This is a genomic window from Streptacidiphilus rugosus AM-16 (genome assembly GCF_000744655.1).
Classification (GTDB): Bacteria; Actinomycetota; Actinomycetes; order Streptomycetales; family Streptomycetaceae; genus Streptacidiphilus; species Streptacidiphilus rugosus.
Map to the genome: position 1 here is coordinate 1,041,683 of NZ_JQMJ01000004.1, position 22,415 is coordinate 1,064,097.

19 protein-coding genes are annotated in these 22,415 nt (G+C 73.2%); 12 read left to right on the top strand and 7 right to left on the bottom strand.

What is annotated here, in order from left to right:
* Positions 1-3: 3 nt before the first annotated feature.
* From pcaDC to BS83_RS13750, 4 genes are all read left to right on the top strand, one after another.
* Positions 4-1,164 carry a bifunctional 3-oxoadipate enol-lactonase/4-carboxymuconolactone decarboxylase PcaDC gene (gene pcaDC / locus BS83_RS13735; protein ID WP_037604175.1) on the top strand — a complete coding sequence of 387 codons (1,161 nt, stop codon included), beginning with the start codon at positions 4-6 and terminating at the stop codon, positions 1,162-1,164.
* Positions 1,164-2,324 carry a 4-hydroxybenzoate 3-monooxygenase gene (locus BS83_RS13740; RefSeq protein ID WP_037604176.1) on the top strand — a complete coding sequence of 387 codons (1,161 nt, stop codon included), beginning with the start codon at positions 1,164-1,166 and terminating at the stop codon, positions 2,322-2,324. The genes pcaDC and BS83_RS13740 overlap by 1 nt, the downstream gene beginning before the upstream one ends.
* Positions 2,325-2,398: 74 nt before the next feature.
* Entirely contained in the window at positions 2,399-2,761 is a 363-nt protein-coding gene (locus tag BS83_RS13745) for a DUF1304 domain-containing protein (protein WP_037604177.1), read from the top strand.
* A complete protein-coding gene (locus tag BS83_RS13750; RefSeq protein WP_037604178.1) occupies positions 2,758-3,321 on the top strand; it encodes a TetR/AcrR family transcriptional regulator in 564 nt (187 codons plus the stop codon). Before BS83_RS13745 ends, BS83_RS13750 begins: the two co-directional genes overlap by 4 nt.
* 168 nt (positions 3,322-3,489) lie before the next feature.
* Here the strand turns inward: BS83_RS13750 and BS83_RS13755 are convergent, their stop codons facing one another.
* On the bottom strand, positions 3,490-4,854 hold the full coding sequence (locus BS83_RS13755) for a GAF domain-containing protein (RefSeq protein ID WP_232248278.1): 1,365 nt from the start codon (positions 4,852-4,854) through the stop codon (positions 3,490-3,492).
* Positions 4,855-5,078: 224 nt separating this feature from the next.
* On the opposite strand from BS83_RS13755, the gene BS83_RS13760 reads away from it, so the two are divergent.
* The 6 genes from BS83_RS13760 to BS83_RS13785 all read left to right on the top strand — a co-directional run bounded on the left by BS83_RS13760 (position 5,079) and on the right by BS83_RS13785 (position 15,371).
* Positions 5,079-7,724, top strand: a complete 2,646-nt coding sequence (locus BS83_RS13760) for a SpoIIE family protein phosphatase (RefSeq protein WP_084713457.1) — start codon at positions 5,079-5,081, stop codon at positions 7,722-7,724.
* A 381-nt stretch (positions 7,725-8,105) separates the two neighbouring features.
* Complete coding sequence (locus BS83_RS13765) at positions 8,106-8,591, top strand: hypothetical protein (protein ID WP_037604179.1); 486 nt, start codon at positions 8,106-8,108, stop codon at positions 8,589-8,591.
* Positions 8,591-9,979: a hypothetical protein gene (locus tag BS83_RS13770; protein WP_037604180.1), complete on the top strand. Its 1,389-nt coding sequence runs from the start codon at positions 8,591-8,593 to the stop codon at positions 9,977-9,979. Before BS83_RS13765 ends, BS83_RS13770 begins: the two co-directional genes overlap by 1 nt.
* A gap of 116 nt (positions 9,980-10,095) precedes the next feature.
* Positions 10,096-11,421, top strand: coding sequence for a VWA domain-containing protein (locus tag BS83_RS13775; RefSeq protein WP_232248696.1), 1,326 nt, complete (start codon positions 10,096-10,098; stop codon positions 11,419-11,421).
* A gap of 24 nt (positions 11,422-11,445) precedes the next feature.
* On the top strand, positions 11,446-12,552 hold the full coding sequence (locus BS83_RS13780) for an ATP-binding protein (protein WP_037604182.1): 1,107 nt from the start codon (positions 11,446-11,448) through the stop codon (positions 12,550-12,552).
* Positions 12,549-15,371, top strand: coding sequence for a DUF5682 family protein (locus BS83_RS13785; protein WP_037604183.1), 2,823 nt, complete (start codon positions 12,549-12,551; stop codon positions 15,369-15,371). Before BS83_RS13780 ends, BS83_RS13785 begins: the two co-directional genes overlap by 4 nt.
* Positions 15,372-15,439: 68 nt before the next feature.
* Here the strand turns inward: BS83_RS13785 and BS83_RS13790 are convergent, their stop codons facing one another.
* The 3 genes from BS83_RS13790 to BS83_RS13800 form a co-directional block, all read right to left on the bottom strand.
* Positions 15,440-15,703, bottom strand: a complete 264-nt coding sequence (locus tag BS83_RS13790; protein ID WP_037604184.1) for a hypothetical protein — start codon at positions 15,701-15,703, stop codon at positions 15,440-15,442.
* A 143-nt stretch (positions 15,704-15,846) separates the two neighbouring features.
* Positions 15,847-17,205 (bottom strand): hypothetical protein, encoded by a 1,359-nt coding sequence (locus BS83_RS13795; protein ID WP_037604185.1) that lies wholly within the window; start codon positions 17,203-17,205, stop codon positions 15,847-15,849.
* A gap of 66 nt (positions 17,206-17,271) precedes the next feature.
* Positions 17,272-18,195 (bottom strand): AEC family transporter, encoded by a 924-nt coding sequence (locus tag BS83_RS13800; RefSeq protein ID WP_037604186.1) that lies wholly within the window; start codon positions 18,193-18,195, stop codon positions 17,272-17,274.
* Positions 18,196-18,461: 266 nt separating this feature from the next.
* Between BS83_RS13800 and BS83_RS13805 the strand changes: the two genes are divergently transcribed.
* Complete coding sequence (locus BS83_RS13805; protein ID WP_037604187.1) at positions 18,462-19,001, top strand: GNAT family N-acetyltransferase; 540 nt, start codon at positions 18,462-18,464, stop codon at positions 18,999-19,001.
* A gap of 16 nt (positions 19,002-19,017) precedes the next feature.
* On the opposite strand, the gene BS83_RS13810 is transcribed toward BS83_RS13805, so the two are convergent.
* Positions 19,018-19,257, bottom strand: coding sequence for a hypothetical protein (locus tag BS83_RS13810; protein ID WP_157597173.1), 240 nt, complete (start codon positions 19,255-19,257; stop codon positions 19,018-19,020).
* A gap of 254 nt (positions 19,258-19,511) precedes the next feature.
* On the opposite strand from BS83_RS13810, the gene BS83_RS13815 reads away from it, so the two are divergent.
* A complete protein-coding gene (locus tag BS83_RS13815; protein ID WP_037604189.1) occupies positions 19,512-20,126 on the top strand; it encodes a LysE family translocator in 615 nt (204 codons plus the stop codon).
* Between the two features lie 57 nt (positions 20,127-20,183).
* On the opposite strand, the gene BS83_RS13820 is transcribed toward BS83_RS13815, so the two are convergent.
* The gene (locus tag BS83_RS13820) at positions 20,184-20,372 is read right to left on the bottom strand and encodes a YegP family protein (RefSeq protein ID WP_037604190.1); all 189 of its coding nucleotides are present in this window, start codon (positions 20,370-20,372) and stop codon (positions 20,184-20,186) included.
* A 145-nt stretch (positions 20,373-20,517) separates the two neighbouring features.
* Positions 20,518-21,948: an adenylosuccinate lyase gene (gene purB, locus BS83_RS13825; protein ID WP_037604191.1), complete on the bottom strand. Its 1,431-nt coding sequence runs from the start codon at positions 21,946-21,948 to the stop codon at positions 20,518-20,520.
* Positions 21,949-22,415 lie beyond the last annotated feature (467 nt).

Sequence of the window (22,415 nt, forward strand, 5' to 3'; positions counted from 1 at the left end):
CCGATGCACCGCCCCGTACCGCACCACCGCGTCGACGGCCCCCCGCAGGCGCCGCCGCTGATCCTCGGTCCCTCGCTCGGGACCTCCCTGGCCGTCTGGGAGCCGCACCTGCCTGCGCTGACGCGGCGTCACCGGGTTGTCCGCTGGGACCTGCCGGGCCACGGCGGCTCCCCCGCCTCGCTGCTCCCGGCCGAGGGCGCGACCGTCGCCGACCTCGGCCGGCTCGTGCTGGACCTCGCCGACGCGCTCGGCGTCGACCGCTTCGCGTATGCGGGCATCTCGCTGGGCGGCGCGGTCGGCAGCTGGCTGGCCGTGCACCACCCCGAGCGGATCGACGCGCTCGCGCTGATCTGCTCCTCCGCCAGGTTCGGCGATCCCTCCGGCTGGCGGGAGCGCGCGGCCCTGGTCCGCCGCGAAGGCACCGAGCAGCTTGCCGCGAGTGCCCGCGAGCGCTGGTTCACGCCCGGCTTCGCCGGCGGCGCCGCGCTGGTCGAGGACCAGCGCGCGGCCGACCCCGCCGGGTACGCCGCCTGCTGCGACGCGCTCGCCGCCTTCGACCTGCGCGCCGAACTGCACCGGATCGGCGCGCCCACCCTGGTCGTCGCCGGGCGCCAGGACCGGGCCACGCCACCCGTCCACGCCCGCGAGCTCGCCGACGGCATCCCCGGCGCGACACTCGTGGAGCTCCCCGGGGCCGCGCATCTGGCCGGCGTCGAGCAGCCCGAGCAGGTGACGGCCGCGCTGCTCGGCCACCTGCGGGCCGGAGGCGGCGCGGGCGAGGGCACGGCGGTGCGCCGCGCCGTCCTCGGCGACGCCCACGTCGACCGGGCCACCGCCGCGACGACGGCGTTCACCGCGCCGTTCCAGGAGTTCATCACCCGCTACGCCTGGGGCGAGATCTGGACCCGTCCCGGCCTGGACCGGCGCACCCGCAGTTGCGTCACCCTCACCGCGCTGGTCGCCGGGGGGCACCACGAGGAGCTGGCGATGCACGTGCGCGCCGCCCTGCGCAACGGGCTGACGCCGGAGGAGATCGGCGAGGTCCTGCTGCAGTGCGCCGTGTACTGCGGCGTGCCCGCCGCGAACGCGGCCTTCGCGGTTGCGAACCGCGTCCTCACCGAGACCACGACGACCGGGACCGGCACAGCCGGGAAGGAGTCCTGATGCACACCACCGTCGGCATCATCGGCGGCGGGCCCGCCGGGCTGCTTCTCGCGCGGCTGCTCCACCTGGCGGGCGTCGACAGCGTCGTGCTGGAGAGCAGAAGCCGCACCTACGTCGAGGAGCGGCAGCGCGCCGGGATCCTCGAACAGGCCACCGTGGACGCGTTGCGGGCGGCCGGCGCGGGGGCCCGGATGGACCGCGAGGGGCTGGTCCACGACGGCATCGAGCTGCGCTTCGACGGGCGCAGCCATCGCGTCGACTTCCCCGCCCTGGCGGGCGGCCGAAGCGTCATGGTCTACGCCCAGACCGAGGTCGTGAAGGACCTGGTCGCGCTGCAGCTCGCGGAGGGCGGGCCGTTGCTCTTCGAGGCGGAGGTCCACCGCGTCGAGGGCGCCGAGACCGACCGACCCACCCTGCACTACACGCACGAGGGCCGCGCGCAGACGCTGAGCTGCGACTACGTGGTGGGCTGCGACGGCTTCCACGGCGTGGCGCGCGACGCCGTGCCGGAGGGGTTGCGGCAGACCTACGAGCGGACCTACCCCTACTCCTGGCTCGGCATCCTCGCGGACGCGCCGCCCTGCTACGACGAGCTGATCTACGCCCACTCCGAGCGCGGCTTCGCGCTCGCCAGCATGCGCTCGCCCACCGTCAGCCGCCTCTACCTCCAGGTCCCGAACGGCGCGGACGCCGCCGACTGGCCGGACGAGCGGATCTGGGACGAGCTCGACCTGCGGCTCGGCCGGCCGATGAACCGCGGCCCGGTGACAGCCAAGTCGGTGCTTCCGATGCGCAGTTCGGTCACCGAGCCGATGCGCCACGGCCGGGTGCTGCTGGCCGGGGACGCCGCCCACATCGTCCCGCCGACGGGTGCGAAGGGCCTCAATCTCGCCGCCGCCGACGTCGTCGTGCTCGCCCGCGCCTTCACGCGGCTGCGGGAGACGGGTTCCACCGAACTGCTGGACGGCTACTCCGACACCTGCCTGCGGCGGGTGTGGCGGGCGGAGCACTTCTCGTACTTCATGACGACGACCCTCCACACCGATCCCGGACAGTCCGCGTTCGAGACCCGCCTCCAGGAGTCGCAGCTGGATCGGATCTCCCGGTCCCGGCACGCGGCCGCCGAGCTGGCCGAGAACTACGTGGGGCTGCCGATCTGAGATTTCATGGACAGGTGTCCATGTATGCTGGACACCTGTCCATGAAATCCGATACCGACGACTGCGGAGCGACGATGAACACCGTGGCGAACGTCCTGGTCGGCCTGGTGGCCGCCCTGCACGTCTACATCCTGGTGCTGGAGATGTTCCTCTGGGAGAAGAAGCCCGGCCGTGAGCTCTCCGGATTCGACGCCGCGCTGGCCAGGACGACGGCGCCGCTCGCCGCCAACCAGGGCCTCTACAACGGGTTCCTGGCAGCAGGACTGATCTGGGGCCTGATCGCGAGCGACCCGACCGGCTTCGCCGCGCGGGTCTTCTTCACCTCCTGCGTGCTCGTCGCCGGGCTCTACGGCGGTGCGACCGCCAACCGCCGGATCCTGCTGGCGCAGGCGCTGCCGGGCGGCCTCGCCCTGGCCGCCGTCCTGCTGGCCCGGTGACGGCGGACGAGGGCGACCCTCGGGCGGCCCGCACCAGGGAGAAGCTGCGCCGGGCCCTGCTCGACGAGTGCGCCGAGCGTCCGCTGGCCGAGGTGGGCGTGGCCGCCCTGGTGCGCCGGGCGGGGGTCGCCAGGGCGACCTTCTACGTCCACTACAGCGGCCTGGAGGCGCTGGCCGTCGACGCCTGCGCCGACGTGGTGCGCGAGGCCGTCGACGCGCTGCACGCCTGGCGCGGCACGCCCGACCCGGTCAGCGCACCGCCCGCGCTGACGGCGTTCTTCACGTCGCTCACCCCGCACGCCGAGCTCTACCGGGAGCTGCTGCGTCCGGGCGGCGGCGGTCCGCTGGGCCACGTGCTCCACCGCGACCTGCGGGCCCGCAGCCGAGCCGAGCGCGCCCTGGTCGGAGCCCCCGACCCGGACCTGATCGCCTCCGCCGTCGCCGCGACCTTCGCGGGCGTCCTCGCCGACTGGCTCCACGGCCTCATCGACGCCACCCCACCCCAAATCGCCGACCAGGTCTGGCAACTCCTCGTCACCCTCCACCGCACCCCCCGTTGAGCGCCGGCACGGCCGTACGGCACGCACCTGCCGCGTCCTCGTCGAGGGCCGGCCGATGGGCCCCGGAGACAGGGACTGCCCGCTCCGGGAGCGGAGCGAGCCGCTGCCGCCACCGAGTCGGCACGGGCTTCGGCCGCGGCCGAGGGACGAACCACCGCCGATCACCCGTCACGACATCGCCGCACGCAGCCGAGCCGCGGCGATACCGCGGCGGGCGTCGTGGGGGTCGAGTCGGTCCAGGGCGTGGCGGTGCAGGGCGATGTCGTAGCGGGCGTGGCGGCCGAGCGCCAGCGCCGGGGTGGGATCGACGGCGGCCAGCGCCGCCTCGCGCAGGGCCACCTCCAGGTGTTCCCGCCACTCGACCACGCCCGGCGCCTCCGACCTGGGCAGCAGCGGGCCGCTGTACGCGGCGGCCGCCGCCGCGGTGTCACCGCGCTGCAGCGCGGCGTGGACCTCGGCGGCGTCGCACCGCAGCGGCCGCGTGAGCGCGTACCGACGCGTCGCGATCCCGCCGCCCAGAGCTGTGCGCAGGTGGGAGACCTCCGCCTTGAAGGTGGAACCGGAGACGGAGCGGTCGCCGTAGAGCGCGTCGTGCAGGCGTTCGGGGGTGAACCCCTCGGGCTCCAGGGCGAGAAGCGTGAGGATCTCCAACTGACGGGGCCGCAGCGGGAGCTCCCTCCCGTCCCGGTGCAGACCGGGGGCGTCGCCGAGGACCGTCAGCCGCAGCTCGTCGGCGGGCCCGGCCGAGGCCGGGGATCCGGATCCCGACGGCGCCTCCGTCCGACCGATCGGCGCGAAGGCACCGTCGTCGCGGCCCTCGCGCAGCCGCTCCTCGATGCCCGCCGCCAGCAGCCGGACCGTCGACAGGGCCAGCGGGTGCGAGCGGTCCCAGCTGGTGGAGAGGTCGAGCACGCCAAGGACGCGTCCCGCGCGGTCGCGGATCGGCGCGCAGTAGCAGACCCAGCCGTGCAGCGCCGAGAGGTAGTGCTCGGCGGAGAACACCGTCGACGCCTGGCCGCGCAGCAGCGCCAGCGAGAGCGCGTTGGTGCCCATGGCCTGCTCGTCCCAGCGGCCGCCGGGAGCGAAGTTGACCCGCTCGGCCTGCCGACGCATCGCCGGACCGCCGCAGGTCCACAGGATCATGCCGGACTCGTCCGTCACCGCGGCGACGAAGCCCGCGTCGTCCGCGATCCGCCGCAGCTCCTCCGCCACGGCGTTCACCGGCCCGCGCAGGCGGGAATGCGCCCACCTCGACCGCGCCGCGTCCGCGTCGCCGACGGGGGCCTCCGCACAGGACCGGTCGACGCTGGCTCCGCTGCGCGCCCAGGACTCGGCGACCTCACTGCGCAACGCGGCCCGCCCGGCGGGCCCCGGCGCCCAGCGGGCCCACTCGCGCTCCAGCTCGGCCCGCCGCTCGCGCAGGCCTCCCGCCGCCGGGGCCCGACCGTCCGTCAGTTCACCCGGCTCCGCCGCGCCGCCCGCTGCGCCGTTCGTGGTGCCGCCCGTCGTCGCTCCTTTGTCCGTCGTCCTCACTCATCCATTAACGACGTCTCCACGGCGACCGACAAGAGCCGCGGTCAGTATTCGCGCCACCTTGCCGCTGCGGGCGGGAATCCGCCGCAAGTCACTCCAACGAGTGGTTGTCAGGTGACTTGCTCCGACTTCTACGGCACGCGGCTAGCGTCGAGCGGGAGTCGGCACACGGCTCGACACATCGCCTGGACCGGGCCGAGGCCCGGCGCGGGGAGGGTGCCGTCATGGGCAGTTCGGCCAGTTCGCCCGAGTCCCGTACGCCGGGCCCGGCGGGTGTGCCCAGGGCCCCCTGGGAGTCGGACCGGAGATCGGCCGAGGCGCGCGGCCGGTTCCTCGCCGAGGGCGTGTCGGCGGCCGAGGTCCGCGGCCGGATCGTGGCGTCCTGGGAGCGCTGCCGGGCGACGGGGCTGTCCGTGGAGCGGACGGAGCTCTCCTACGACCCGGATCTCGACAGCGAGGAACGGCTGCTGCTGGCCTCGCTGCCCGTCCTCGACCGGCTGCACGAGCAGCTGGCGGGCTCTCGGGTGAGCGTGCTGCTGACCGACGCCCGCGCGAGGGTGATGCTCCGTCGGGCGGGCGAGCCGGGCCTGAACCGGCACCTCGACGCGATCAGGCTCGCGCCGGGCTTCGTCTGGGCGGAGCACGAGGCGGGCACGAACGGCATCGGCACGGCCCTGGCCGAGGGCAGACCCGGCGTCGTCGTCGGCAGCGAGCACTTCGCCGAGGCCTACCGCCCCTCCGCCTGCGCGGGCGCCCCCGTCCGGGATCCGCTGCTCGGCACGATCCGCGGCGTCGTCGACCTGACCAGCCGACAGCACGACGCGAACCCGCTGATGGCAGCACTGGCCGGGGAGGCCGCGCTGGCGATCGAGCAGCGCCTGCTCGACCAGTACTCCCGCCGCGAACGCGCGTTCCTGGACGCCGCGAGGCGTCGCACTCCAGGCAGGGCCGGCGCCACGGACCGAAGGGCGCGCCACCGCGATCCGGCCGCCGAGCCGGGGGTGCTCCTCTCCGGCCCGGCGGTCAGCCTGATCGGCGGCCGCCGCGCCGGCGCGCGGGAGGAGGCCCCGCCGGTGGGCGCTGCGGCGGCGCCGGTGCCGCGCGAAGGGGCCCGGCTCCTGCTCGGCGACGGCTCGGTCCTCGGGCAGGTCGCCGTCGCGGCGCGGCACCGCCTCACGCTGCTCTGGGACGCGGGCGTCAGGATCGGCACCACCCTGGACGTCGGCAAGACGGCCGACGAACTGGCCGAGGTCGCGCTGCCCGAGTTCGCCCAGTACGCCGTCGTGGATCTCGCCGAGTGGGTGCCCGAGGGCGAGGAGCCGCCGCCGACGGACGAGCATCCGCCGCTGCGGCGCGCCGCGACCCGCACGGTCAGGGGCGGCGAGCCCGCCGTGGCGGTCGGGTCGCCGGTCGCCTACCGGCCGGGCAGCGCCCAGGCACGCGCACTCGGCTCCGGGCGCGCGGTCCTCGACGAGGACCTCTCCGCCGGAGCCGGACCGGCGCCGGCTCCCTCGGCCCCGTTCTCGCTCTCGCCCGGCGACGAGCGCGGCCCGGCCGCGGGCCGACCGGGGTCCGTCATCGCCGTACCGCTCTCCGCCCGCGGGACGGTGCTCGGCGTCGCCTCCTTCTACCGGTCGCACGAGGCGGGTCCGTTCCACGAGGACGACCTGACCCTCGCCGAGGAGCTCGCCCACCGGGCCGCGGTCTGCCTCGACAACGCCCGCCGCTACACCCGCGAGCACGCGCTCGCCCTCGCCCTCCAGCGCAGTCTGCTGCCCCGCGCGCTCCCCGAGCTGCCCGCCGTGGAGGTGGCCCACCGCTATCTGCCCGCACAGGAGGGCGTCGGCGGGGACTGGTTCGACGTCATCCCGCTCTCCGGCGCCCGGGTCGCCCTGGTCGTCGGCGACGTCGTGGGCCACGGCATCCACGCAGCCGCCACCATGGGCCGACTGCGCACCGCGGTGCGGAACTTCTCCGCCCTCGATCTCCCGCCCGAGGAGCTGCTCGGGCATCTCGACGCGCTCGTCGACGCCATGGACCAGGAGGAGGGGGAGCTCGGCGGCATCGGCATCATCGGGGCGACCTGCCTCTACGTCATCTACGACCCGGTCACCCGGCGCTGCACCATGGCCGGAGCGGGGCACCCCTCCCCCGCCCTGGTCTTCCCCGACGGCACGGTCCACTTCCCCGAAGTGCCGTCCGGTCCGCCGCTCGGCCTCGGCAGCACTCCGTTCGAGGCGATCGAACTGGCCCTGCCCGAGGGCTGCCGCATCGTCCTCTACACCGACGGCCTGATCGAGGACCGCGGCCAGGACATCGACGTCGGCCTCTCGCGCCTCGCCACCGCGCTGGCCGGACGCGACCGCGCTCCGGAGGCGCTCTGCACCGCCGTGCTGGCCGACCTGCTGCCGCAACGCCCGTGCGACGACGTCGCCCTGCTGGTCGCCCGCACCCGCGGCGTGGACGACGACCTGGTCGCGCGCTGGGAGGTCCCGCTGGAACCCGCCGCCGTGGCGGGGTTGCGCGCACAGGTGGCCGAACGCCTCACGGGCTGGGGCCTGACCGCACTCACGCAGACGACACAACTGCTGGTCAGCGAACTGGTCACCAACGCGATCCTGCACACCACCGGCCCGGTCGAGTTACGCCTCCTGCGCGACCGCACACTGATCTGCGAGGTCGCGGACGGCAGCAGCGTCTCCCCCCGCCTGCGCCGTGCCCGGACCGAGGACGAGAACGGCCGCGGCCTCTTCCTGGTGGCCCAACTCGCCGAACGCTGGGGCACCCGCTTCACCAGCGGCGGCGGCAAGGTGATCTGGGCGGAGGTCAAACCCCGCACGGGCTCGCCTGTTCCGGCACCCCGCGCCTGATCCGACGCCTCGGCCCCGCCGACAGCGGGCGGACCGGCGCGGGGCGACGTCGTCGCACGGCGGTGCAGAGCGCCTTCCGGAGCGCGGTCGCGCCCGGCTGGCGCGGTGGCGAGCGGGAGACGCCGACTCGGAAAGCGACAGCCGCCCGGAGTGCATGCATCCATGCCACGGCCACGCGGGCGACGTCGAGGGCGGCGACGCCGATCAGTTTCGGAGCGCGGGCGGAGACGAACGGGGCGCAATCAGCTGACGCCGCCTGCGAGAACCCGGCGTTGTCAGTGATCGTCTGTAGGTTCTTGGGTGTTCCGCCGTTCCGGCGAGAACACTCCCCTGTTCCTGCCTCAAGGAGGCTGTGCCTTGCCCTTTTCGGAGGAGTCGAGCATGCTCCGCGTCGTCCCGCCCGCGCGGCCGCGCAAGCTCGCCAAGGTCCCGTTCGTCGAGCTGGCGGCCGGCCGCCTGCAGGGCGTGGTGTCCAGCGGGTCCGACATCTCGCGCGTCTACGTCTCGTCCGTGGCCGCCGCCGGATTCGGGTTCTCGTGCAACACCAACAACAACCGGCCGTGCGGCGGACTGCGCGGCGGCTTCTGCAACCACATCCTGGCCCTGGTCAACGAGGCCGTGGTCCAGTACGGCGGTGCGCGCGTCGCCCGCTACCTGCAGATCGACGTCAGCGACGCGGATCCGGCCGCCCACCAGCTCGCCGCCGCGATGAGCGCCGTACATCCGGCGCAGGCGGAGGACGGGAAGGCCGTGACCGGGCAGGTGTTCTCCCGGTTCCTGCGCCACCTCGCCTACCTCGAACTGGCCGCGACCACCGCGCCGTTGCCGGAGATGCACTGGTTCCCTTCCGCCGGGGCGGTGGCCTGATGCGCACCGATCTGCTGTCCGAGCGGATTCCGGGTCTCGACGAGGCGCTCGCCGCTGTCGACGCGTTCGACCAGGCCCTCGTCGGCGGGCTGCTGCGCCCGCAGCCGAGCCAGGCGGCAGGGCTCGTCGCGCTGGCCGACGCGGTCGCCGCGTCACCGATCGCCGGCCGTGTCGCCGAGGCTGCCGAGAAGGCCATGGCGGGCGTCGCGGGCGAGGAGCACTTCACCGCGCTCGCCGCCGCGCGCACCGCGCTGCTCGGTTCGGTCCACGACGCGCTCGTACAGCGGGCGGACGAGGCCACCGCCCGCACCCGCGAGCAGGCGCCGGCGTTCGAACCGCAGGCCCCACTCCCGCACAACCTGCTGGTCGCGGCCCGTTCCTGGCTGTGCGACCTGGCCCGGGCAGGCTGGAAGGGGCTGGACCACGAGCTGGTCGCCGACGCGGCGCAGGTCGTGTCCGCGCTGCTGCCGGACCCCGCGCTGCGGCGGCTCGCGGTGCTGCTCGACGGCCTCGCCTGCGAACTCGCCGCCTGCTGCCCGGGACGGACACTCGATCAGGTGCCGGCACGCCGCTGGGCGGACCTGTGGGCCCGCGCGATGATCCTGACCCAGCCCGGCGCGATCGGCTACGGCCCGACGGCGGCGCTGACCGGGAGGCTGCTGCCCCTCGGCGTCGACGTGCACGAGCACGCGACGGCCGTCCAGGCGCAGGTGCACGCCGTGTTCGAGCCCGCGGACGGGACGCCGTCGCGGCTGGTGCGCGCCTCGGTGTCGGCGCCGAAGCCGGACACGGTCGTCGGCGCCGGGCTCTGGCAACTGCTGCGTCCACACATGGCGCTGCTGGCGGCGGTCGGGGAGGGCCGGTCGATGGAGCTCACCGGGATGCCGGCCACCGTCGAGGGCGATCTGCTCTGGGACGAGGCGCACGCCCGGACCGGCGATCCGGCCGACCCGTTCGTGGCCGCTCGCGTCGCCCTCCCCGCGGCCACGGCTGCGGCGACCGCGCCGCTGGACCGTCACCCGGCGAGGATCGCCGAGCCGGTCCTCGTCGAGGGCTACACCACTGAACAGGACGGCGACGGCGTGGTGTTCCTGCTGGCCGGTGACCGGCTCACCGTGGCCGCGGACCGGGCGCCCGCCGCCTCGCCGCTGACGGTTCAGGCCGTCGCCGCGTCCACGGCGTGCATCGGCCTGCTGCGCTGGGACGCGGGCGGCTTCCGCCTGCAGCCGCTCGCGGTGGAGACGGTCGTGAAGAAGAAGACCGCCGCCGTCCATGCCGGCGCCTGGGCGGGCGGAACCAGCAACAAGAACGCCGTCAAGGCCGAGAAGGCCGCCGGCGACAGCGTCGAGACGCTGCGCGAGCGCGCGGGAAGGCTGCTGCGCCGATGAACGAGCGGACCGACACCGACGCCACCGACACCGACACCGACACCCGGCACGGGCTCGCGCTCGCCGACGCCGAGCCCGACACGGAGGCGAACCGCCGCCAGGTCCTGTACTGGCGGATGCTGGCCCGCCTGTTCGACCGCGAGGAGCAGCCCGCGCTGGAGACCGCGTCGCTGGACGTGGTGGAGGACCTCGGCCTCCCCGTCGCGCTGCTGGACCCGGGCGCGTCGATCGACGCCATCGTGCAGCGGCACCCGCAGCTCGCGGCCGAGCTGGACGGGGTGATGCTGCCCGATCCCGACGCCCCGCGGGACCGGGCCGCCGAGGTGCGCCGCGCCGCGCTGGTGTCCAAGGTGCTGCTGAACGCGTTCGCGACAGGCAGCGGCGAGGTCTCCGCGGCCCAGCTGGCGCGGTGGCAGTCCGACGCCGGGTGGCTCGAGCGGGCGCTCGGCTGCCGGCCCGGGGAGCTGCGCGGCTCCCGCCCCGGCGGCCCGGGTGTCAGCCCGGTCGGAACGGGCGGCCCGCACCGCACCCCCGACCTCAGCGTCCTGGTCCCGCAGTTGGGCCCGGAACTGGCCGGCATCGAGGCCGACCTGGTGCGCCGGATGCGGCTTCGGGAGCTGCTGGCCGACAACAAGCTGGCCGGGACGCTCACGCCGAGCATGTCGCTGATCGAGCAGCTGCTGCGCGACAAGGGCAACCTGGACGGCGTCGCCCTGAAGAACGCCAAGGCGCTGATCCGCAGGTTCGTCGACGAGGTCGCCCAGGTGCTGCGCACCCAGGTCGAAAAGGCGAGCGTCGGCGAGCTCGACCGCTCCGTCCCGCCGAAGCGCACCTTCCGCAACCTCGACCTCAAGCGCACGATCTGGAAGAACCTGCCCAACTGGGACCCGGAGAGCGAACGGCTCTACGTCGACCAGCTCCACTACCGGCGCACCGCCCGCAAGACCACGCCGCAGGATCTGATCGTGGTCGTCGACCAGTCGGGCTCGATGGTCGACTCGATGGTCAACTGCACCATCCTCGCCTCGATCTTCACCGGGCTGCCGCGGGTGCGGGTGCATCTGGTCGCCTACGACACCCGGGCGCTGGACCTGACCCCGTGGGTGCGCGACCCGTTCGAAACGCTGCTGCGCACCCAGCTGGGCGGCGGGACCGACGGCACGGTCGCGATGGACCTGGTCCAGCCGATGGTCACCGATCCCCGCAACACCGTCGTGGTGTGGATCAGCGACTTCTACGAGTCCCGCTGCGAGCCGCTGCTGGCGTCCATGACGGCGCTGCACCGCTCCGGGGTGCGGTTCATCCCGGTCGGGTCGGTGACCAGCGCGGGACGCGGCAGCGTCAACCCGTGGTTCAAGGACCGGTTCAAGGACCTCGGCACGCCGGTCCTCTCCGGCCACATCAAGAAACTCATCAGCGAACTCAAGAACTTCCTCGCCTAGAACCTGGAAAGGGCAACCACCCCCATGTCCGACATGCTGCGCGCACCCGCCGAGACCAAGTACGCCGAGGAGCTGTCCTGGCTGGAGTCCGTCGACACCGGGCGCAGGCCCTTCACCTGGCGGCTGTCCCCGAAGATGATCCGCACCTTCGTTCTCGGCTCCCAGCCGGGCGACGGCCTGGACCGGAAGATCGAACAGAAGTGGTTCGGCGAGGCGAGCATCGTCGAGCGCGCCATCGTCACCCTCGCCTCCGACCGCGGCCTGCTGCTGATCGGCGACCCCGGCACCGGCAAGTCGTGGCTCGCGGAGCTGCTGGCCGCCGCGATCTGCCGCGACTCCACCCTGGTGGTGCAGGGCACTGCAGGGACCACCGAGGACCACATCAAGTACGCCTGGAACGTCTCGATGGTGATCGCGAACGGGCAGTCGCGCGAGTCGATGATCCCCTCCCCGATCATGACCGCGATGGAGACCGGCGCGATCGGCCGCTTCGAGGAGCTGACCCGCGCCACCAGCGACGTCCAGGACGCGCTGATCTCGATCCTGTCGGAGAAGTACATCTCGGTGCCCGAGCTCAACCAGGACGGCACGGTCTTCGCCAAGCCCGGCTTCTCGATCATCGCGACCGCGAACAGCCGCGACCGGGGCGTCAACGACCTGTCCTCCGCCCTGAAGCGGCGCTTCAACTTCGTGCGCATCCCCGTCGTCACGAACCGGAAGAGCGAGGCGGAGATCGTCCGCTTCCGCACCGCCGAGCTGCTGGGGCGCCACGAGATCGACCTGGAGGTCCCGCCGACGCTGCTGGACGTGCTGCTGCAGTCCTTCAGCGACCTGCGCGACGCCTCCGCGGCCGCCGCGAGCGACGACGACCGGCTGGAGGCCGCGCTGTCCAGCGCCGAGCAGATCGGCGTGCTGGAGGACGCCGTGCTCAAGACGACCTTCTTCGGCGACCCGACGCTCACCGCCCACACACTGGCCCGCTCCCTGATCGGCTCGCTGGCCCAGCGGGAGTCCGACACCGCGATCCTCAACAAGTACCTGCACGGCGTCGTGGCCCCGCGCGCCGAGCAGCATCCGGAGTGGACCGAGTTCCTGCAGGGCGGTCGCAGCGCGCTGGAGGCCCTGGCGTGACGACCCCCGAGGCGGGCGTGTTCGACGCCCTGCGCGCCCAACTCCAGGAGGCGGCAGGGACCTTCGCCGACGGCCCGGACGCGCTGGAAGGAATCCTCCTCGGCATGGTCGACGACGTCGACCGCGCCGTCCGCGAGCCGCTGGAGATCTTTCCCGTCTGCCACCACTCCCCCGCGTCCGCGGCGGCCATGGCCCGCAGGCTGCGCGCGAAGCAGCCGAAGGTGGTCTACCTGGAGCTGTGCGAGGACATGGCCCCGCTGCTGACCGAGCTGCGCAACTGCACCCTGCCGGTGGCGGTCCAGGCCTTCGCGACCGAGCTGGAGGGCTTTCCTGCCGACCTGGCCCCGCTGTCGGTCATCGCCCCGCTGACCGAGGCGTCGGCCGAGTACCAGGCCATCGCCTACGCGCTGGACACGCCCGGGGTCGAACTGGTCCTGGTCGACCGCTCCAGCGACCACGTCTTCCAGTGGGAGCCGGAGCGCCCCACGCAGCCGGGCCAGGCCGGTGCGCACGCGGACGCGGACGTGGACGCCGAGGAGAGCGGTCTGCACGGCGACGCGGTCGGCGTGGAGATCGGCGACCTGCGTCCGCGCTTCGCCGAGCTCGAGGAGCACCTGCTGCGCAACGGCCGGGTGCGGCACTGGTCGGAGTGGTGGCACCAGTACGTCGAGCTGCCGCTCGGGGACGCGGGCCACGACGCCTACCGCCAGGTCATGTTCCTGATCGGCTCCCTGTTCCGGCGTCTGGCCCCCGGCGACGCGTCGCGGGTGCGGGTGGACGAGGACCGCGAGCGGTACATGTGGACGCGGATGCGCGAGCATCTGGCCGCGACCGGCACCGACCCGGCTGACGCCGTCTACGTCTGCGGCGCGTTCCACGCCGCGAGCCGCGTCGCCGAGTTCGGTTTCGCCGGCGCCGGGGGCTTCACGATCCCCGCACGCACCGGCACGAAGTGGCAGTACGGCCTGATCCCGTCCAGCAACACGGCGATCGAGGCGCAGTTCGGACTCGCGCCGGGATCGGTGTCGATCTCCGCGACGCAGTGGGCGAAGAACCTCAAGCGCACCAAGGTCGTCCCGTTCCGCCTGGAGGGCCAGGCCGGTGGCGGCCGGAAGCCCACGAGGAGGACCACGGCGAAGGCCGCCGCGCCAGCTGCCGCGCCCACTGCTGCAGAGGCGAAGGAACTGGACCGGCTGTCCGGGTTCCTGCAGCGGCCCGGCGTCCTGGACACTCTCGACGAGGCGGAACTGCTGGGCTGGTCCGTCTCCATCGTCCAGGCGGCGCGGCGCAACGGGTACCTCGCCTCCACGGCGGACGCGATCGCCGTCTACGAGCACGCCATCCTCCTGGCCCATCTGCGCGACCGCGCCAAGCCCACCCCGTACGACTTCCAGGACGCGGCGGTCACCTGCATCGAGAAGGAGCGCGTGCCCGGCCGCCGGGACGTCCGCCGCCTGGTCGAGATCATGATGGGCGGCGACCGGATCGGCCGCGTCGGCTACGACGCGCTGCCGCCGCTCGCCCGCGACGTCCACGACCGGCTCGCCCCGCTCGGCCTGGACCTGCAGCAGCGCGGCGTGAAGCGCGCGCTGCTGGACGTCTCCTCCAGGCCCGAACTGGAGCGCTGCTCGGACCTGCTGTGGATGCTGCGCAACCTGCTGCCCGCGGAGGCGGCCCGCCCGATCATGGGCGAGCGGGTGCTCGGTCAGCGCCCGATCCAGGAGTCCTGGGACCTCGCGCTCGGCACCCACCAGCGCGCGCTGATCGAGCTCGGGTACGAGGGCATCAGCGTCGAACAGGTCCTGGAGCAGCGGCTGCGCCGCAAGGCGTACCACCCGCTGGCCACCACGGCCACCGTGCTGGAGGCGGTCGAGGACGCCACCCTGTACCTGCGCTCCGCCCGCCTGGCCGACGAGCTCGGGGCCCACGCCCTGAAGGTCCTGGCGACCGAACGCACCGTCGACAGCGCCCCTGAGGTCCTGCGCAGGGTGCGCCGGCTGCTCGCGTACTACCGCACCAGCGCGCCGGTCCTGCCCGCATGGGTCGAGGCGTTCGTCACGACGGGCTACGCGCACTACTGCACGCTGTTGCCCCGTGCCTTCGCCGACGAGGACGCGACGGTGCGTCAGGTCGCGGCCATGCTGGGCTTCCTGTTCACCATGGAGTCCCTGGCCCTGTCGCTGGGCTGCGACCGGACCCAGCTGGAACTCGCCGTCGCGCAGGCCCACCCCGAGGAACCGTCGAAGGTCGCCCTGCTGTGGGCCGCGCAGGTCCAGCTCGGCCGCCTGAGCCGCGCGGAGCTGCGCGGCCGCTGCGACGAACTCCTCGGCAACCCGCTCGTCCTGCCCACCTACCCGCGCTACCTCTCCGGCCTGGTCCACGCCCTCGAACCGGTCCCGGGGCTGACCGACCTCGCCGTCGAGGCCATCTCGAACGCCTTCGCCCGACTCCCGGACCCGGTCCTGCTGCCGTGGCTGCCGACCCTGATCACCACCCTCCGCGCCGGCGGAGCGGAGTTCGCCCCTCTCCTCGTCCGCGAGGCCGGCCGGATCTTCCCCGGCCACCTGCCCTCCCTCGACACCTGGGTCCCCCCATGGCGCCTCCCCACCCCCACCCCAGCTCCACAGCGCCCCCGACCCGCCCACGACCCGGGCTCGACACTGCTCGCCGCCCACCCGGCCACCTGCAACGCCACGGCCCTCCTCCTCGGCTGCGACGCGCCCTGGGCATCCGCCGCCCCGGCCGCTCCCGCAGGGGCCCTGCTGATGGAACACCACCCCACCACCGCGGAGGCCCTGACGAGCCTCATCTCCCTCTGACCGCTCCCCTCCGGGCGGGCCGCCATGGGCGGTCCCCCTGAGGGGAGCAGGGTGCAGGCAGGAGGCGCTCAGCGCTGAAGGATGCAGCGCACTCCGTGGTACGACGCCATGAATCCGCTGGCGAAGTGGACGACCTCCCAGTCGGTACAGTCCTCACCGCCGAAGGCCGTGTCGATCAGGACGCCATTGACGGTGTGCCCCTCGTTCTCCAGCAGCTTGCGCAGGTAGCCACCGGGGTCGGCGCGCAGTGCTCGTCGCTCGCCCTCGTCGAGGTCGAGGTGGTACGTCTCGACGGAGAGGTCTTCGGTGCGTGTCCGGGTGATGCGCGCCATGAGTCGGCGTCCTTCCTGGTCAGGGTCCCCCCGACCCGGACCACCCTAGGTCCGGGTGGCGAAGGCCGCGCGTGGTGTCCGGCCGAACAGAGCAACGCAGTGCGGCGATTCCGACGTGCTGCCATCGCCCGGCGACCGCCCGGTCAGGCCGCTCCGTACGAGACCACCAGCGCGCCGTCGTGGAGGTCCAGGCTGTGGTCGGCGAGCGCGAGCGGGCCCTCGTCCGTGAGGGCCCTGGTGCGGAGGTGGAAGGTCGCACACCCGTCGCGGGCGACGCGACGCAGTCGCCAGTCTGCCGCGCCGAGAAGCGGAGGGACGGCCAACTGCACCGCCGTCCGGGCGGGCTGAGCATACGTGCGCGTGTGGGACGCAGCGTCCCAGGAGGCCGAGACCAGGACCGCCCGGTCCGGCCTGTCGTCCTCGGGCGCACGAGGCCTCTCGGCTGCCGGGACCAAATCAGCGCTGTGGGTGAACGTCCGCAGCGTGTCGGCGATCCAGGGTCGGAGTGCAGGACCGCCTCGCTCTGCCCAGGAGCGGACGAGGTCGCGGAACGCGCCGCCGCGGTGGCGAGCGCCGGCTGCCATGATCTCGGTACCCGCACCGGCGAAGACACGGCTCAGCTCCGCCGCCGACGTCCCTCCGGGGGCGCGGAGGTGGCGGGCGGCACGCAGCTCCAGCATGGCGCAGTGCAGCAGTCGGGCCGCCGTGTAGGCGTCCCACCGCAGCGGCACACCCCGCAGCTCCGGCACCCGTCTGAGCTCGGCCAGGCAGTCGTCCAGGGAAGGTGCAGTCGCCGCGACCTGTCGCCCAGCGGCCGACAGGTGCCACTGCCGGTCATCGATGCTGAGTCGGGCGTCGGGAGCGGTCACTCGGCCGCTGGCACCCCACCGGACACCGTCCGCTCCCAGCACCACGCCCCGCGTGTCGTCATAGTCGAAGCGCACTGCGGAGACCTCCGCAAGGTGCACCGACAGCAGCGCCTCGTCCGCCTCTCCGTCGGCGGTGAAGCGACGCGGAACGGCGAACCGCAGGCTCGCGTTCATCCGGGTCCCGGCCCGGTTCACCGCGAGTCTGCGGACGACGGCCGCCTCAAGCTCGTAGTCGGCCCGCACGTCGGCGATGCTCTGCGTCGAAAGCGCCTGGCGTGCCGGGTGCACGCGGCCCAGGTGGTCCCGGTACGGCAGCGGCGTGTCGAACCCCAGCCCCGCCAGGAGCGGCGCGAGGTCGTACCCGGCGACTGCCGCCTGCTCCAGCATCCACTGCCGCCGGGACGCACCGAACGCGCCCATCCACCGCAACGCGACCCGCGCCCGGCGTTCGCGGCGCCAGGCGCCCTTGGTGCAAGCGACCCGGAACAGCGGCAGCAGGTTGTTGTCCCAGACATCGGCGCTCTGGTGGATCAGGGCTCCGTCGAAGCGGCGGGGGTCGGCCGCGGTGTCGGTGATCAGTTCCAACGAGCGGTCCAGCAGCGCGGCCAGTGCACCGGACAGGTCCTGCGGCACGGGTGTCCCCTCTCCTCTCCGTCACGGTTGCCGAAGGAACTCTACGGTGCAGGCACAGCGACCTGCTCAGTTCGGGCCGATCAGCGCGGCGGTGGCCGCGAGGGTGGCGAGGGAGAAGGTGGTGGTGACGAGGACGGCGCGGTTGGCGAGGGCTTCGCCGACGCCGTACTCCTGGGCGAAGATGAAGGTGTTCTGCGCGGTGGGGAGTCCGGCGCAGACGACGACCGCGAGCAGTTGGGGGTGCGTCAGGTGCAGGAGCAGACCCGCCGCGAGCGCCGTGGCCGGCTGGAGGACCAGTTTCATGAGCGTGATCGCCCCGAGCTCCGCGCGCGCGACCTGCTGACGTGAGGCGCCGCTGTGGAGGGAGGCGCCCAACGCGATCAGGGCGACGGGGACGGCCGCGGTGGCCAGCAGGTTCAGTGATCCGGAGACCTCGTGCGGCACCGGCAGGTGCCCCGCGGACCAGATGACGCCGAGCACGGAGCCGAGGATCACCGGGTTGCGCACCGGCAGGCTCGCGATCCTGCGCACCCGCACCCTGCCCTCCGCGTCGCCGTGCCGGTCGAGGACGATGAGGATGACCGGCGTCACCACGAGAACCTGGAGCAGCACGACCTCGGCGAGGAAGGAGACGCTGTGCAGCACCTGCTGGGCGATCGGGATGCCCAGGTTCGCCGAGTTGACGTACCCGGCCGCCATGCCCCAGATCGGACGCTCGCCCGCCTTGCGGCCGAACAGCCGGCCTGCGCCGAGCCAGGACACGCCGATCGCCACGGCCGTGCTGACGCCGAACGCGCCGACGGCGCGCACGTCGAAGCTCTTGAGCGGCATCGCGGACAGGGTCAGGAAGAGCGCGGCGGGCATCGCGAGATGGAAGACGAAACGGCCCAGCACCGCGGCTGCGGTGTCGCCCAGCAGTCCGCGGCGGCGCGCCGCGTATCCGACCGCGGTCAGGACCCAGATCGGGACGAAGGCGTTGACGAGACCCACGGACTCAACCCCCGGAGGCGTCGCGCGCCCGGACAGTACGCCCCAGGCCGCAGCCTGGTATCCGGGTCCCGGGAGCTGCCGTTCCGTCGGGCGACATCGTCGCGGCGCCACTCATGACGAGCAGCTGATCATTCCTGACTCCGGGGCGTCAATCGCTGATTGATCGCATACGCAGCCCGTGATTCGACGATGTGTCAGGGTGCGACCTCCCAGCGATGCCGTGCGGGCATTCGGCTCCGAGGTCGCTACGCTGAGGCATGCCAGAAATGATCTCTACGCCCGATTTCACCGAGCCCCGATGGACCGCGCGCCCCGAGGCGCCGGACGGCTCGGAGGCCCGGGCCGTCCGGCGGGTGAACCTCGCCGCGTTTCCCACGGCCAACGAAGCGGACCTGGTCGACGCCCTCCGCCTCGACGCCGATGCCTGGCTGCCCGGCCTCTCCATGGTCGCCGAGGCGCCCGACGGCACCGTCGCCGCGCACGCTCTGCTGACCCGCTGCCAGGTCGACGGCGTGCCGGCGCTCGCGCTGGCGCCGGTCGCGGTGCTGCCGGAGTGGCAGCGGCGGGGAGGCGGGAGCACGGTGGTGCGCGCCGTGCTGGATCTGGCCGCGGCGGATTGCGAGCAGCTGGTCCTGGTCCTCGGCCATCCCGCGTACTACTCGCGCTTCGGCTTCGTCCCTGCGTCGGGTTACGGCATCAAGCCGCCGTTCGAGGTCCCGGACGAGGCGATGATGGCGCTCGCGCTGGATCCCGGCCGCCCGGTCCCCGCCGGATCGATCCGCTACGCGGACGCCTTCGGGGTCTGAGCGCAGGGGCAGCCGGTCACGCGTCGGTCGGCGGGGCGGAGGACTCGATGATGTCCGCGCTCTCACCCTCGAAGTCGAAGCTGTCCAGGGGCACGCCGTAGCGCCGCGCGATCTCGTAGAGGTCGTGCGGCTCGGCGATCACGAACTCCTCGCCGATGGGGTTGTTGAGCGTGTCCAGGACCTGGGCCACCACGTGCCGGGGTCCGATCTCGGCCTTCACCCAGACCCTGACCGTTGCACCGGATTGTCCCGTCATGATCCAATTATCCGCCCGGATCGGCTCCGCTTCCAGTGAGACACGCGCGGCAGACAGGCGAACCGGCCCGTGAGCCACCCCAACGGACGCGGGCCCGCGCACCCGTCCGGCCCAGTCCGCCACCGCCGCGCCCCGCCCGTGAACCCGCGAGCGAACCCGCCCGTCGACACCGTCCGTGGACACCGGCGACCCGCCCGCGGCGTCCCGGGTAGCCTGGCCCAGGAACTGACGTTCGTTCACCGGGGGGAGACGACATGAGTCTCGGGTTCCTGCTGACCTCACTGGTCATCGTCGCGACGCCGGGCACCGGCGCGCTCTACACGGTCGCCGCCGGACTGCAGCGCGGCGCGCGCGCCAGCCTGGTCGCCGCCGTGGGCTGCACGCTCGGCATCGTGCCGCACCTGGTCGCGGCCATCACCGGGCTCGCCGCCCTGCTCAACGCGAGTGCCGCGGCGTTCCAGATCTTCAAGTACGCGGGCGTCGCCTACCTGCTCTACATGGCCGTGGCCACGCTCCGCGACAAGAGCGCACTCAGCGTGGACGAGCAGGACAGCACGCCGCGGCCGGCGCTGCAGGTGATCACGCGCGGGATTCTGATCAACATCCTCAACCCCAAGCTGACCATCTTCTTCTTCGCGTTCCTGCCGCAGTTCGTGAAGACGGACCAGCCCGACGCCACGCTCCGGATGGTCGCCCTGAGCGGCGTCTTCATGTTGATGACCTTCGTGGTCTTCGCCGCCTACGGGCGTTTCGCGGCGGCGTTCCGCTCCCGCGTGATCGAGCGTCCCTCCGTGGTCGCCTGGCTGCGACGCAGTTTCGCGGGCGCGTTCGCCGCCCTCGCCGCCGCGCTGGCCTTCGAATCGGCGTGAGCGTCCGCCCCCGGTCAGGGGGCGGACGCTCACCGGAACCGTCGAGGCCCTCCGTCGTCAGCTCGAGGCGGCCGAGTCGACCAGCTTCGCGTAGGGGGCGTGCTTGCGCACCGACTCGATGCTCTTCTCGCAGGCCTCACGGCTGTCGAAGACCTCGCTCATGGCGATGACCTCGCCGGTCGCCGCCTTGAGCGTGAACCGGAACTCCTGCGCCTTGTCCTGATGCACTTCGAACTTGCCCGGCATGCCCGCACTCCTTGGTCGCTTCTGTCACTGTCCGTCGCGGTGCGACTACAGCCGAAGCTAACGCCGAACGCCCGCGTCGGCATCCGGAGCGAATCCGGAGCGGCGCGGGCGATCGGGTGTGCGAGGCGGTGCGGAGCGCAGCGCGTCAGAGAATGGCGCCCGGACGGTACTTGGCCGCCTCCGGGTAGCGCGCGGCGATGTCCTCGACCCGGGCGACGACCTGCGCCACCTGGCCGGACGCCGCACCGGTGAAGGAGAGCCGGTCCGCGAGCAGCGCGTCCAGGCCGGCCCGGTCGAGCGGGATCCGCTCGTCCGCCGCCAGCCGGTCCAGCAGCTGGTTCTCGCGGACGCCCTGGCGCATGGCCAGCGCGGACGCGACCGCGTGCTCCTTGATCGCCTCGTGCGCCGTCTCGCGGCCCACGCCCGCCCGCACCGAGGCCATCAGCACCTTGGTGGTGCCGAGGAACGGCAGGTAGCGGTCCAGCTCGGCGGCGATGACGGCCGGGAAGGCGCCGAACTCGTCGAGCACCGTCAGGAAGGTCTCCAGCAGGCCGTCGAAGGCGAAGAACGCGTCCGGCAGCGCCACGCGGCGCACGACCGAGCAGGAGACGTCGCCCTCGTTCCACTGGTCCCCCGACAGCTCGGAGACCATGGAGGCGTAGCCGCGCAGGATCACGGCCAGGCCGTTGACGCGCTCGCAGGAGCGGGTGTTCATCTTGTGCGGCATCGCGGAGGAGCCGACCTGGCCCTCCTTGAATCCCTCGGTGACCAGCTCGATACCGGCCATCAGGCGGATCGTCTTGGCCAGGCTGCCGGGCGCGCCCGCCAGCTGGACCAGGGCGGAGAGCACGTCGTAGTCGAGGGAGCGGGGATAGACCTGACCGACGCTGGTGAAGGCGTGGTCGAAGCCGAGGTGGCCGGCGACCCGCTGCTCCAGCTCGGCGAGCTTGGCCTCGTCGCCGCCGAGCAGGTCAAGCATGTCCTGGCTGGTGCCGACCGGGCCCTTGATGCCGCGCAGCGGGTAGCGCGCGATCAGCTCCTCCAGGCGGGTGAACGCCACCAGCAGCTCGTCCGCGGCGGAGGCGAAGCGCTTGCCCAGGGTGGTCGCCTGCGCGGCCACGTTGTGGGAGCGGCCGGTCATGACCAGCTCGCCGTGCTCGGCGGCGAGCGCGGCCAGGCGGGTGAGCAGCGCGACGGTGCGGTCGCGGACGTGCTCGAGGGACTGCTTGATCTGCAGCTGCTCGACGTTCTCGGTCAGATCCCTGGACGTCATGCCCTTGTGGATCTGCTCGTGCCCGGCGAGGGCGCTGAACTCCTCGATCCGCGCCTTCACGTCGTGGCGGGTGACCCGCTCACGGGCGGCGATCGAGGGGAGGTCGACCTGGTCGACGACGCGCTCGTAGTCGGCGACGGCTCCCTCGGGCACCTCGATCCCCAGGTCGGCCTGGGCCTTCAGGACGGCCAGCCAGAGCTGCCGTTCGAGGACGACCTTGTGTTCGGGGGACCAGAGCCGCGCGAGCTCGCCGGAGGCGTAGCGGGCGGCCAGGACATCGGGGATGAAGGGCTTGGCGCTCACGTTGCGCCATTCTAACGGTCCAGCTCAGCCATGCTCCGCCCACCTCTCCCCCCGGCGCGGCTCGGCGGACCGGAGGAGGCGGACCACCGGGCAGGCGGGGCGGACGGCCGGGGCGGGCGGTCCCGGCCGACATCCGGGCCCATCACCCCGCGACCAGGCCTGGAACGCCGGACGCCGGGTACTGGGCGCCGGACACCTGACGCCGGGAACCGGCACGGCACCGGGACCGGGACCGGGACCGGCAGCATCCGAGGCGTACGGGGTGGTCACCCAGAGACGCCCCTGTGCAGATCCGTGCGCGGCCCTGCAGCGGCGAGCGCGAACGACCGCATCGGCCTTCCCGACACGCCGACCGTCGCCCACGACGCGACGCGGGCCCGATCCCGTTTTCGCTCCGTTCGCACCCTTCTGACCGCGTGTCACTGCCTGTTCCCCGGGCCCCTGCGTATTGCCATGGAGGGATGAAC